Genomic DNA, 11,357 nt, shown 5'->3' with positions numbered 1-11,357 from the left:
CCTGCTCACCGGGTGGAAAGCGCCCGCCGCGCTGGTGCGCGGCGGGCGCTGTTCGTTGTGGGGTTCGGGGGCGAAGCCCCTGAGAGCCTCCGAGAGTTGGTGGAGGCTACGGAACCGTAGCCTCCGCTGGTAAGTTGCGCCCAACGACAGCACGACACAGCAATCGAGGAGTCCCGCACTGTGACGATCCTTGGTATCGGCCTGGACTTGGTCACCATCTCCGAGTTCGCCGAACAACTGGAACGCACCGGAACCACCATGCTCCGGGAGAGTTTCACCGCAGGGGAGCGGCGCTACTGCCAGAGCAAGGGCACCGACCCGGCCCGCAGTTACGCCACCCGCTGGGCCGCCAAAGAGGCGGTCATCAAGGCGTGGGCGTCTTCTCGCTTCGCACGCAGTCCGCAGATCGGCGACAACCCGTATCCCTTGATCGAGGTCGTGAACGACGCCTGGGGCCGCCCCAGCATCAAATTGCACGGTCTCGCAGCCGAATTCCTGCCCCGGGTGCGGGTGCACCTGTCGCTGACCCACGACGGCGATACGGCGGCCGCCATGGTGGTGCTGGAAGATCCGGGCGAACTAGCGGATCTAATCGGTAACTAGCTCAATCCATCCCGGCTCAGCCCATTTCGGGATCGGCGATCAGACGCTGGCCGCCGGTCCGGGATTCCTTCTCCGCGATGAGCAGATACGCCACCATGAGCCGCTTCAGCTCGGCCACCGCGTCCTCGTGCGAGAGCCCGTCCTGCACCGAGAAATTCAGCATCGAGTACACGACGTGCACCAGCACCTGCGCCATCATGGACCGCCGCCCGCGCGGGGTGCGCGGCATCAGCGGCCGCAGCATCTGCGCGACGGCCTCGGCGAATTCCTTCTCGTGAATGGCCCCGGTCGCGCGCGTGGACGGCGTGGACTGCATGGCCAGCCACACCTCGCGCCGCGACGGGTCGGTCATCCACAGGTCGGCCAGGTGATCGACCAGCGCGTTCATATGCCGCAGCCAGTCCATGGACGGGATCTCGCCGTGGAAGTCCGAGAGCTCCTGTGAAACCGCCACCAGGTCTTGGCGATTGAGCTCGCACACGATCACGTATTTGTTGGCGAAGAAAACTGGTAGAGCGTGCCGATCGGCACTTCCGCACGGGCCGCGACCTCTTCGCAGGTGAAGGATTCGAATCCGACCTCCACCAGCAACTCTCGCGAGGACTGCAAGAGCGCGTCGAACTTCCTCTTGCTCCGTTCCTGCGTGGGCCGGCGACGGGGCATCAGTTCCTGCGGGTCGTCTTGCAGCTCCAACGCAGGGTCCGGTCGTCGTGCCGACCTGGTTCCCGTGCGCGCTTCCACGTTCGAAAGCCTATAGGTAGCGACACTCCGATGACACGCTGCGGTGCTTCGTGTGTCCCTATCTCGCCGTAGGTTGCGACCCATCCGCACCGGGAACGGCTCCGAACCTTCATCGCAGCTGCTTCTCAGCTGCACGCCTCTCGCTTGCGACGACGTTGGAAGGCTGATCTGTGGTTGCTTCTGCTGTTGTTCGTTCCGCGGTGACCATCGGGGTGGCCACCGAACGCGGCACCGTGCGCGCCGTGGCCCTCGCCGACCATGGCGAGAAGCTGGCCGAGCGCGTGGTCATGGAGCGGACGGAGAAGGTCACCGGCGATACCAAGGCCGATCTGGCCGCGGCGGTCGAACTGGTGCTGGAGGAGATGGCCGCCAAACTCGGGCCCGACCGTGAGGTCGTGGGCGCGGCGGTGGCCTACCGCGATGCGGCCGAGCGCCGTGCCATCGTCACCAAGCTGGCGGCGGGCCCGTGGCACGAGGCGTCGCTGGTGTCGTCGAAGGCCGCGCATCTGGCCGTCTCCCGCGCCATGACCTGGGTGGACGAATTCGAGGACCTCGCCGTCTGCGAGGTGGTGCCCGGCTTCCAGGCGTTCTCCCTCATCGATTCCGATCGTTCCCGCGTGCTCGCCGCCGTCAGCCTGGCCGGCGCCGCCGAGACCGAGGAGTCCATGCGCGCGGCCGTCACCGCCGCCTGGGACCAGTTCGACGCGGCCGGGGTCAAGCCCGACGCCGTGGTGCTGATCGGTTCCGCCGCAAGAGAATCCGCCGTGGTGGCGGCGCTGGAGGCGGGCTTCGGCGCACCGGTCATCCCGTGCCGGGTGGCCACCGCCGCTCCGGCCATCGGTGCGGCCCTGGCCGCGCTGCCGGAGACCGAATTCGCGGGCGAGGCGGCCGAGCGCATTCGCCGGGCGCGCGGCACGGCCGCCCTGTTCGCCGCGGCCAGCGTGCTCGCGGGCGGTCTGGTCGCCGGCGGCGTGTACGCCACCAGCAGCAATACCAAGACCGTGCAGGAGCCGCGGCTCATCGACTCGCGCATCTCCGCCGACGGGCACACCAATCCCGAGCAGAAGATCGGCGAACCCGCCGCACCCGGCCTGCCCGGCACCGGTTCCGCCGGTGAGGTCGTCGAGGGCCTGCCCGAGGGGTTCCCGGTCCCCGAGGCCGTGGTGCCCGAGGGCGTCCCCACTCCCACCGACGCGGGCCTGCAACTGCCCGAGGAGCAGCTCGCCCCCGAGGTCGCGCCGGAACCCGATGTGGTGACCGTCGATCCGGCCACCCTCAACAACTGGGGCGGGAATTCCGAGGCGCAGCCCGCGGATTGGCGTCCCACCAAGCCGCTCATCAAGAGCCAGCCGGAATCCGATTCGGAGAGCAGCACCAGCCCTGCGGGCATCATCCCCGCGCCCACCCACCCGGCGGGCGCACCCACCGAAGGCGGCCTGTTCCCCGGCGAAATGGCCCCGCCCCCGCTCGGCACCCCGGAGTTCGCCAAGTGGTGGGACAACCACTGGCACATGATGCTCCAGTGGGCCGCGCAGATGCTGCCGAAGGTTTAGCCGCACCCGCACAAGCCGAACCCGGCCTTATCCCGGCGATCCCGGGCCGCTCCGGGATCGAGCCGCCGCCGGATGACTCTCCTGCGAGTCATCCGGCGCGGTTGTTTCTCGCGGGGGTCTGTGCGGAGGTCTATACAGAGATGTCGCGGCGCAGTTTGGCCACGTGGCCCGTCGCGCGGACGTTGTATTGCGCCACTTCGATCTTCCCGTTTTCGTCGACGAGGAAGGTGGAGCGGATGACGCCGACGACGGTCTTGCCGTACATGGTCTTCTCGCCGAAGGCGCCGTAGGCCGACAGCACCTGCTTGTCGGGGTCGGACAGCAGCGGGAAGGTGAGTCCTTCGTTGTCGCGGAATTTGGCGAGCTTGGCGGGCTTGTCGGGGGAGATGCCGAGCACGTCGATGCCGGCCTCGTTGAGTTCGCTCAGGCTGTCGCGGAAGTCGCACGCCTGCTTGGTGCAGCCGGGGGTGCTCGCGGCGGGGTAGAAGTAGACGATCACCTTGCGCCCGCGGTAGTCGGACAGTGACACCTCCTTGCCGTCGGCATCGAGCAGCGTGAAGGCGGGGGCGGTGTCGCCGGGACTGAGTCGGTGGTTCTCGGTCATGCCTGCACCGTAGTGGACGGGCCGGACAGCCTGTGAGCGATACACTCCAGGCAGGCAGATGCCCCCTTAGACAGGAGTGTGACGTGGCGAGAGATACCGAGGCGATCGAGCGCGAGATCGAGGCCGCGCGTAACCGGCTCGCGAACACCCTCGACGAACTCGCGGTGCGGGCCGATCCGCAGCGGCTGGCCGACAACACCAAGCAGGCGTTCGTGGCGAAGGTGAACGAGCCGAAGATCAAGTACAGCCTCATCGGCGCGGGCGCGCTGGTCGGCGTGCTGGTGCTGGTCAAGCTCTTCCGCCGGTAGGCGTGAACAGCAAAACACCCGGTGCCGCAGGGCGCCGGGTGTTTTTGTTTGTCTGCGAATCAGACGGTGGGGCAGGCGAATCCGTCGCCGTCGGGATCCAGGTGCGGGCCGTAACCGGGCTCGCCGCGGAAGATCGGGGCCTTGCCGGCCGCGCGCACATCGTCGCAGTTGCGGTACGAGCCGCCCGCGGAACCGGTCTGGGTCAGGTTCTGCGAACCGGTCGCGCCGGAGCCGGTGTCGATGGTGGAGGAGCCGGTGCCCGACGATCCGGTGGGCACATCGGCAAGGGCAATCATGGAGGGGGCTGCGAGGGTCGTCAGTCCCGCGACGCTGGCGGTGACGAGAAGCCGGCGAACGTTCATTTATTCCTCAATGTCGGCGCAGTAGGTGGGGGTTGCGACCCGGCTCGGCGCGGATTGCCACCGCTGCTGCGGGGGTGCGGCACGGTGACCGGTCCGGGTTCGGCGTCTACTGTTCTGGCGGAACGTTGCATTGTCAACCGGATGAGCTATCCATCGAGGTGGGAGCCTATGCGCCGAGGCGCTTTCCGGAAAGATGTTCCGCCGGAATACGTCCCATTCGTCCGGCTTGGAAATCCTCGACGGCATCGATGATCTCCTGACGTGTATTCATGACGAACGGTCCGTACTGCACGACGGGTTCCCGCAGGGGTTGCCCGCCCAGCAGCAGCACTTCCATATCGCCGGTGAGCGAATCTTGTTTCGTATCCGAAGAAATCACCAGGGAATCACCCTTGCCGAGCACCACCAGCTGCCCCGCGCGCACCGGCCGCCGCTCCGCCCCGACCGTTCCGCTACCGGAGATCACGTACACCATGGCCGTGAACTGTTGCGGCCAAAGGGTTTCCAGCTGACCACCCGGTGAGATAGAGGCATGCGCATAAGCGATCGGCGTATGCGTGGAACCCGGCCCCTCGAATCCGCCGATATTCCCGGCGATGATGCGCATCAGTGCGCCACCGTCGTGCGAGCTGACCAGCATCAGCTCCTGCGCCCGCAGATCCTGGTAGCGCGGGGCTGCCATCTTCTGCGCGCGCGGCAGGTTCACCCACAGCTGGAAGCCGTGCATGCGCCCGCCCGCCATGACGATCTGCTCGCTCGGCAGCTCGTCGTGCAGGATGCCGGACCCGGCGGTCATCCACTGGGTGTCGCCCTCGGAGATCACCCCGCCGCCGCCGTGCGAGTCGTGGTGCACCATCGTCCCGTCGAGCACGTAGGTGACCGTCTCGAACCCGCGATGCGGATGCCACGGCGCGCCCTTGGCCTCGTGCGGTTCATACGTCACCGGACCCATCTCATCGAGCAGGATGAACGGGTCGGCCGTGCGCAGCCCGAGACTCGGGAACGGCCGGCGCACCTGGAAACCCGCGCCCTCGTGCTGGGTCTCCGCGGTGACCACGGTCCGCACGGGCCGCTGCACGCTGGTGACATCGGGCCGCGGCAACCGCGGCAGAACCAGGATGTCGTCGACGGTGATGGCGGGCATGACGCCTCCTAGCTGGGTGCCGGGCACTCCGGCGGGGTCTTGGTGTCCATGTCAACCAAGCGGGGCTAAGATGTATTCCATGGTGCGCTGGCTGACCGACGAGGAACAGACGACCTGGCAGGCCTTCATCAGGATGCGGCAGCGGCTCGATGCCGCCATCGCGGCCGGGCTGGCCCAGGACGGCATGTCCCCTTCGGACTACGAGGTGCTGGTCGCGCTTTCGGCCGCCGGCGGGACCATGCGGGCCAAGGAGCTCGGCAGCGAGATCTGCTGGGACAAGAGCCGGCTGTCCAAGCATCTGTCGCGCATGGCGGCGCGGGGTCTGGTCGATCGATGCCAGGCTGCCGAGGACGCGCGCGGGCGCGAGGTGCGGCTGACCGACGAAGGGCGGCGGGCACTGGAGACCGCCGCGCCCAATCACGTGGACCTGGTGCGGCGGCTGTTCATCGACGAGATGAACGACAGCGAGGCGGCGGCGCTGCGCTCACTGTCGGCGAAGGTGGTCGCCGAGGTCGAGCGCACCGATCTGCCCGGCGGCATCTAGCTTTCCGGCCGGTCGAACTGGGCTCGCTTCCAGTCGCCGAACGGTTCGTCGCGCTCGCGCACAGCCTCGCGGAAACCGGCTGTGGCGGCACGCAATTGGAAGCCGTAGCCCTCGCGGGTATGCCGGGAGATGCCGTCGAAGACGGTGCTGATCATGCCCGAGGTCGCCACGCCCTGGCTGAGCAATGCACTGTTGAGCGCCAGCTTCGCCATCACCAGCTGATTGATCGGCACGCGCGAAATCCGTTGCAGCAGTTCTTCGGTGCGCTCGTCGAGCTGATCGGCCGGCGGCGCCTCGATGGCCAGCCCCCACTCCTCGGCCTGCTTGCCGCTGAGGCTGTCCCCGGTGAACAGCAGCCGCTTGGCGCGCTGATCACCGACCCGATGCGCCCACATGCCCGCCGCCGGGATACCCCAGGTCCGGGTGGGCGGGTACCCGAACCGGGCATCCTCGGCGCAGATGATCTGATCGGCGAACAACGCGATATCGGTGCCACCGGCAATGGCGAACCCGTGCACCTTGGCCACGGTCGGCTTGTTGGCGTGCAGCAGACTGCTGAAACCCCGGTTGAACCGCGACATCATGGCGTAGTCCACCATGGGATCCCAAGTGCCCCAGGGATTGTGGTTGCGCGCCTGCACCACCGGATCGAGCACGGTGCCCTCGGTGGGCTGCGCGCCCTCGGCGGGCGCGAAGCTGTTCTCCGCGAAGATCGACAGGTCGTACCCGCCGCAGAATCCCTTGCCGCGCCCGCTGACGACGATCACATGCACCCGCGGATCGAGATCGGCGCGCTCGACGGCGGCGGCCAGCTCGATCGGAGTGTCGGAGGTGACCGCATTGCCCTGCTCGGGCCGATTGAAGGTGATCCGAGCGATCCGCCCGTCCACCTCGTAAGTCAGTGTGCGGCCGGTGAATTCACTCTCCGGCTCGGGTCGGCCGTCGAACAGCGAATCATCGCCGCCGGTCAGATCGTCGCGCCACGGCGCGGGCCGAGTTCCGGCATGGTTCTCGGCGGGTTTGCTCTCGTGATCGGGTGCCACTCAAGCAGTGAACCCCGGTTCATTTCTTGCTGTCAAGAGTCCGGGCGGGCATTCGCGTTCTCAGCCCCAGGGTTTGACCGGTGGTTTCACCCAGAGGATCTTCTCGTCGGCGTGGTCGCGCCGGGCGGCCGGGTGTTCGGGGTGCCGGGCCGCCCAGGCGTCCTTCTCGTCCAGCAGCCGCGCCACCACCTGCCAGGTCTCATCCGTGCTCGGCGGGTTGGCGTCGGCGGCGCGGGCGAGCTTGCGGCGCTGCGGCATCGGCATGTCCAGCAGTTCGGCGCCGGTGATCGCGCGCGGCCAGATGTAGGCGGCCAGTCGCTTCGCCTTCTCCTCACGGCTGCGGTCAGCGTGATCGGAGTGCGCGTAGTCGGTCATATCGCAAACTCCGCAGGTAGGGGTCGATGTTCGGGCTCGACCCTACCCCTGTACGCCGACACGGTTCCGGGCACTTCGGATGCCGGTGATCGCGAGCGGATCCGCGAGTCGCGGCCCGGCGGCGGCTACCGTGGACCTATGCCGGACGCAGTGAGCGGACTCGAGGATCTCGTCATCGACCGTGCCACGCCCGAGGACTGGGCGATCGTCACCGAATGGGCCGCCGGGGAGGGATGGAATCCGGGTGCGGGCGACGCGGCCGCCTTCTTCGCCCAGGACCCGAACGGGTTCTTCCTCGGGCGGCTCGGCGGTGAGCCGGTGTCGGCGATCTCGGTCGTCAACTACGGCAGCGACTACGCCTTCCTCGGCTTCTACCTCGTGCGGCCCGATCTGCGCGGCCACGGGCTCGGTCTGGCCACCTGGCGGACGGGCCTGGCGCACGCGGGCGGCCGGGTGGTCGGCCTCGACGGGGTGCCTGATCAGCAGGACAACTATCGTCGCAGTGGCTTCGAACTCGCTTATCGCAGTGCGAGATTCGCGGGTGTGCCGGACCTGCCGCCCACCGACGGGACGGTGCGGCCGATGTCGCCGGACGATGCCGTCGCCGTCTACCGCTACGACTCGGCGTGCCTGCCCGCGGACCGCCCCGAGTTCCTCGCGGAGTGGCTGGGCGGACCCGGTCGCCGAACGGTCGTGCGCGTGGTCGACGGCGAACTCACCGGCTTCGCGCAGGCGCGTCCCTCCCGCGATGGCCTGCGCGTGGGCCCGCTGTTCGCCGACACCGCCGCCGACGCCCGCCAATTGCTTTCCGCCCTGGCCGAATTCGCCTCCGGCACGCCGCTGGCGGTGGACGTGCCCCTGCGCAACGAACCCGCCGTGAAACTCATGACAGAGGCCGGTCTCACCCCCAGCTTCGAGACGGCCCGCATGTACACCGGCCGGGTCCGGAACCACCACCAGGACAAGGTCTTCGGCGTCACCTCACTGGAACTGGGCTGAGAGCTACAGCGGCCGAATCGATTCCGCCAGCTTCTGTGCGGCAGCCCGATCCACCGGAGATTCCGTGTCACCCAGCCAGCTGACCCACCACCGCCGCTCGTCGGGCGCCTGCACCACGGCCGCGTACACCTCGGCCTGCGCGCTGGTGGACCGATCGAACTGCACCCGGTAGAAACACGACTTCCCGGTCACCGCACGGCCTTTCACATCCAGGTTCTCCTTGTCCACCCGCATCCCGGATTCCGGAAAGAAGAACTCGCCCATCCCCGACCCCAGCGAACACGCCGCCGCCCCGTCGTCCGCCTGATCCGACGCGAACATCGACCCATCCAACTTCCCCAGCAGAATCATCCCGCCCGCCCCCGCCCGCTGCAGCGCCACCTGCCCGAATACCAGATCGCCGTCCCCCTCCTCCGGCAGTTCCGTCCACCCCTCCGGCGGCACGAAACTCATCCCTGCGGCCGCACTCGATATCCGCCCCTTGTCCTCGGTGTCCTGCCGCACCTCCCGGAACGCCAGCCACCCGATTCCCGCCAGCGCCCCCACCAGCGCGAGTACACAGACCACGATCACCCACCGCCGCACCTGCGGCGTGACAGCAGGTTCCGGCGGCGGCGCCTGATTCGGATCCATCCCGCGAAACTAACAAGTTCCCAGCTCAGCCCGGTTTGCCCGGCAGCACGGCACGCCGCACGACAAGATCACGATCGGGCCACCGCCGATTGCCGCCGCGCACCGCCCGTGTCCTGCGGAATGGGGCATGCGCCCGTGCGGCCCGGCGCTCAGCGGATGGACGGGCGCACCCGGCCGGGCGTCACCACCTGAGCGAGCAAGTTTCGCAGTTCGGCGACACCACCGCCGCCCAGCGTGCTCGCCCAGCGCTCGGCGAATCGCGCCGCTGCGGCGTCGGCGGCGCGGGTGCAGGCCCAGCCGCGCTCGGTCAGCGTGATCAACCGGGCGCGGGCGTCGTGCGGGTGTGAATTGCGTTCCGCGTAGCCCTTTTTCACGAGTTCGTCGACGAGCTGGCTGGCCGCCTGCTTGGTGACCCCGAGGTGCTCGGCGATCTCGACGACGGTGGCCCCGTTCGGCGCCATGCGCACGAAGGCGAATCCGTGGGTCGGCCGGATGTCGCCGAATCCGGCCGCCACCACGCCCTCGTGGATCGCGTCGGTCACTTCGGCGGCTGCGGCCAACAGCAGAAACGGCAGATCCTGGGCGGGTGCGGGCATGCCTCCGATCTTGGCACTTGACAGTTTGGTCAACAAGCTTGACTATATAGTCAATCTGCTTGACCAAGTGAGGAGCCCGCCATGCCCGTGACCACAGCCGCTACCGCCCAGGTCTTCGAAATGCACAATGCCCGCTTCACCTCGCTCATCCGGCCCAGCACGGGCAGTACCGAACTGTGCGTGTGGCGGGTCGAGGTCGCGCCCGGTACCGAGGGGGTGGCCCACCGCGTCCTGCGGGAGGAGGCATTCGTCGTGCTCTCGGGCGGGCCGACGCTGACCGTCGAGGGCGTCACCACCGACCTCGCGGTCGGCGACGCCGCGCTCGCGCCCGCGGGCTCGACCATCCGGTTGAGCAATCTCGGCGAACAGCCCGCCGTCGTATTGGTCACCGTCCCTGTGGGTTTCACCGGTGAGCTCGCGGACGGCACCGTGGTGAACCCGCCGTGGGTGAACTGACGCGGGTCGGTGAACGAGCGGTGCCCCCGGCTTTCGAAGCCGGGGGCACCTGCTGTTGTGGCCGGTTGTGCGTCAGCACTTCTCCCAGTAGCCGGGCTGGGTCTCCTTGATCGTGCTCTTGGTGAAGGTGTTCCACAGGCCGAGGTTCTGATTCGAACCATTGGCGTAGGCGGTGCCGAGCTGCTGGTGGGCGCGGCCGGCCTGGGTGTGGTTGTAGTTGGTATCTGTCACGCAGGTGGGTGCGGGGGTCGTGGTGGGTGGGGTCGTCGGAGGGGTGGTGGTTGTCGGAGGCGTCGTGGTCGGCGGGGTGGTCGTGGGCGGGGTGGTGGATCCGCCGCTGCTCACCTTCTCCACCATGGCCATGATCGCCTCGATCTGCTTGCCCCCATGCACGGCGTAGGCGCTGTCGCCGCCGTAGCCCCACCAGTTCCAGCAGCCGTTCGGATTGGTGGTCGAGGCATTGCTGAGCGGAATCGCCTGCGGATACAGCACGATCATGCTGTTGCTGTCGGCGTACTCGTTCAGGTACGCGTGCTTCATGAAGGCATCGCCCAGGGGGGAACCGGCCTCGGTGTAGCTGTATCCCTGCTTGCAGCCGTGCAGCGCGACCATGAGCCGGCATGCCGCACCATCGGCGCAGGACTGCGGCACATAGGCGAAACCCTTGGCGTCCATGCTGATCGCATTGGCATTGCCGCCGGGCGCGTAGGCGTTCTGATCGAACTGCACGAGCTTGCCGTCGAGCGCGGCGACCGGTGCGCTGACGCTGCCGAACAGCTTCTGCAGCATGTCCCGTTCCGGATCATTGCCGCAGTCGTTGATGAACGGCGTCCGGGTGTCGGAGCAGGCGACCGGTCCGAGCGGGCTGACCCAGGCGTGCCCGGCGGCAGTGTTCTTGTCGTAGGTGACATCAGCGCCGAACGCCGAATAGTACTGGGCGAGATCGTCGTTCACGGCCTGCACGACCGTGTTGTCCTTGGTGCCGTGATAGAGGTAGACGGGGGAGCCCGACAGGTTGGAGACCGCGTCGACCTTGCCCTGATTCGCCAGATCCCGTGTCTCCGTCGCCAATTGGTCCGGAGTCTTGCGCCCGGGGTATGCCTGGTTCTGCATACAGGACTGCTGTGCGCGCTGGGCGTAATCGAAGTCCCCCGCGCAGCGGAAGGGACCGGCGGTGAAGATGCCCGCGCCCGCGAAGACACTCGAATAGGCGACGTGCAGTTGATTGGCCATGTATCCGCCCGAGGAAACCCCCGAGACATAGGTGTCGCTGATATTGTAACCCCGCAGGGCTTCCGGGGTGGGCCCGGGGACAGCGGCGGCCCCGGAACCCACAGCGACGGCCACCGCACCGGCGGCAACAGTCAAGGCGGCCAGTGCTTCTCGTAACTTCATG

14 protein-coding genes and 1 pseudogene are annotated in these 11,357 nt (G+C 67.9%); 6 read left to right on the top strand and 9 right to left on the bottom strand.

What is annotated here, in order from left to right:
- The first annotated feature begins 180 nt into the window (after positions 1-180).
- The gene (gene acpS, locus H0264_RS35905) at positions 181-603 is read left to right on the top strand and encodes a holo-ACP synthase AcpS (RefSeq protein WP_181581643.1); all 423 of its coding nucleotides are present in this window, start codon (positions 181-183) and stop codon (positions 601-603) included.
- 16 nt (positions 604-619) lie between these two features.
- On the opposite strand, the pseudogene H0264_RS35900 reads toward acpS, so the two are convergent.
- Positions 620-1,266: pseudogene (locus H0264_RS35900) on the bottom strand (TetR/AcrR family transcriptional regulator).
- A 278-nt stretch (positions 1,267-1,544) separates the two neighbouring features.
- Here H0264_RS35900 and H0264_RS35895 point away from each other — a divergent pair.
- Positions 1,545-2,897, top strand: a complete 1,353-nt coding sequence (locus tag H0264_RS35895; protein WP_181581642.1) for a DUF7159 family protein — start codon at positions 1,545-1,547, stop codon at positions 2,895-2,897.
- Between the two features lie 130 nt (positions 2,898-3,027).
- Here the strand turns inward: H0264_RS35895 and bcp are convergent, their stop codons facing one another.
- Entirely contained in the window at positions 3,028-3,501 is a 474-nt protein-coding gene (gene bcp, locus H0264_RS35890; protein WP_181581641.1) for a thioredoxin-dependent thiol peroxidase, read from the bottom strand.
- A gap of 83 nt (positions 3,502-3,584) precedes the next feature.
- Here bcp and H0264_RS35885 point away from each other — a divergent pair, with 83 nt between their 5' ends.
- On the top strand, positions 3,585-3,809 hold the full coding sequence (locus H0264_RS35885) for a DUF3618 domain-containing protein (protein ID WP_181581640.1): 225 nt from the start codon (positions 3,585-3,587) through the stop codon (positions 3,807-3,809).
- A 59-nt stretch (positions 3,810-3,868) separates the two neighbouring features.
- On the opposite strand, the gene H0264_RS35880 is transcribed toward H0264_RS35885, so the two are convergent.
- Both H0264_RS35880 and H0264_RS35875 read right to left on the bottom strand, forming a co-directional pair.
- Positions 3,869-4,171 carry an excalibur calcium-binding domain-containing protein gene (locus tag H0264_RS35880; RefSeq protein ID WP_181581639.1) on the bottom strand — a complete coding sequence of 101 codons (303 nt, stop codon included), beginning with the start codon at positions 4,169-4,171 and terminating at the stop codon, positions 3,869-3,871.
- A 166-nt stretch (positions 4,172-4,337) separates the two neighbouring features.
- Positions 4,338-5,315: a pirin family protein gene (locus H0264_RS35875; protein WP_181581638.1), complete on the bottom strand. Its 978-nt coding sequence runs from the start codon at positions 5,313-5,315 to the stop codon at positions 4,338-4,340.
- Positions 5,316-5,394: 79 nt separating this feature from the next.
- Between H0264_RS35875 and H0264_RS35870 the strand changes: the two genes are divergently transcribed.
- Positions 5,395-5,859: a MarR family winged helix-turn-helix transcriptional regulator gene (locus tag H0264_RS35870; RefSeq protein ID WP_181581637.1), complete on the top strand. Its 465-nt coding sequence runs from the start codon at positions 5,395-5,397 to the stop codon at positions 5,857-5,859.
- On the opposite strand, the gene H0264_RS35865 is transcribed toward H0264_RS35870, so the two are convergent.
- Positions 5,856-6,902 (bottom strand): crotonase/enoyl-CoA hydratase family protein, encoded by a 1,047-nt coding sequence (locus H0264_RS35865; protein WP_181581636.1) that lies wholly within the window; start codon positions 6,900-6,902, stop codon positions 5,856-5,858. The genes H0264_RS35870 and H0264_RS35865 overlap by 4 nt on opposite strands.
- A gap of 60 nt (positions 6,903-6,962) precedes the next feature.
- The gene (locus H0264_RS35860; protein ID WP_181581635.1) at positions 6,963-7,277 is read right to left on the bottom strand and encodes a hypothetical protein; all 315 of its coding nucleotides are present in this window, start codon (positions 7,275-7,277) and stop codon (positions 6,963-6,965) included.
- 138 nt (positions 7,278-7,415) lie between these two features.
- Here H0264_RS35860 and H0264_RS35855 point away from each other — a divergent pair, with 138 nt between their 5' ends.
- A complete protein-coding gene (locus H0264_RS35855; RefSeq protein ID WP_181581634.1) occupies positions 7,416-8,276 on the top strand; it encodes a GNAT family N-acetyltransferase in 861 nt (286 codons plus the stop codon).
- Between the two features lie 3 nt (positions 8,277-8,279).
- Here H0264_RS35855 and H0264_RS35850 read toward each other — a convergent pair whose 3' ends face one another.
- On the bottom strand, positions 8,280-8,909 hold the full coding sequence (locus tag H0264_RS35850) for an APA family fibronectin-binding glycoprotein (RefSeq protein WP_181581633.1): 630 nt from the start codon (positions 8,907-8,909) through the stop codon (positions 8,280-8,282).
- Between the two features lie 149 nt (positions 8,910-9,058).
- On the bottom strand, positions 9,059-9,538 hold the full coding sequence (locus H0264_RS35845; RefSeq protein WP_231084342.1) for a MarR family winged helix-turn-helix transcriptional regulator: 480 nt from the start codon (positions 9,536-9,538) through the stop codon (positions 9,059-9,061).
- A gap of 48 nt (positions 9,539-9,586) precedes the next feature.
- On the opposite strand from H0264_RS35845, the gene H0264_RS35840 reads away from it, so the two are divergent.
- Entirely contained in the window at positions 9,587-9,961 is a 375-nt protein-coding gene (locus tag H0264_RS35840; RefSeq protein WP_181581632.1) for a cupin domain-containing protein, read from the top strand.
- Positions 9,962-10,033: 72 nt separating this feature from the next.
- Here H0264_RS35840 and H0264_RS35835 read toward each other — a convergent pair whose 3' ends face one another.
- A complete protein-coding gene (locus H0264_RS35835) occupies positions 10,034-11,356 on the bottom strand; it encodes an extracellular catalytic domain type 2 short-chain-length polyhydroxyalkanoate depolymerase (RefSeq protein ID WP_220139911.1) in 1,323 nt (440 codons plus the stop codon).
- Position 11,357 lies beyond the last annotated feature (1 nt).

The organism is Nocardia huaxiensis (assembly GCF_013744875.1).
Taxonomy (GTDB): Bacteria; Actinomycetota; Actinomycetes; order Mycobacteriales; family Mycobacteriaceae; genus Nocardia; species Nocardia huaxiensis.
This window is presented reverse-complemented; position numbering and strand designations above follow the sequence as displayed.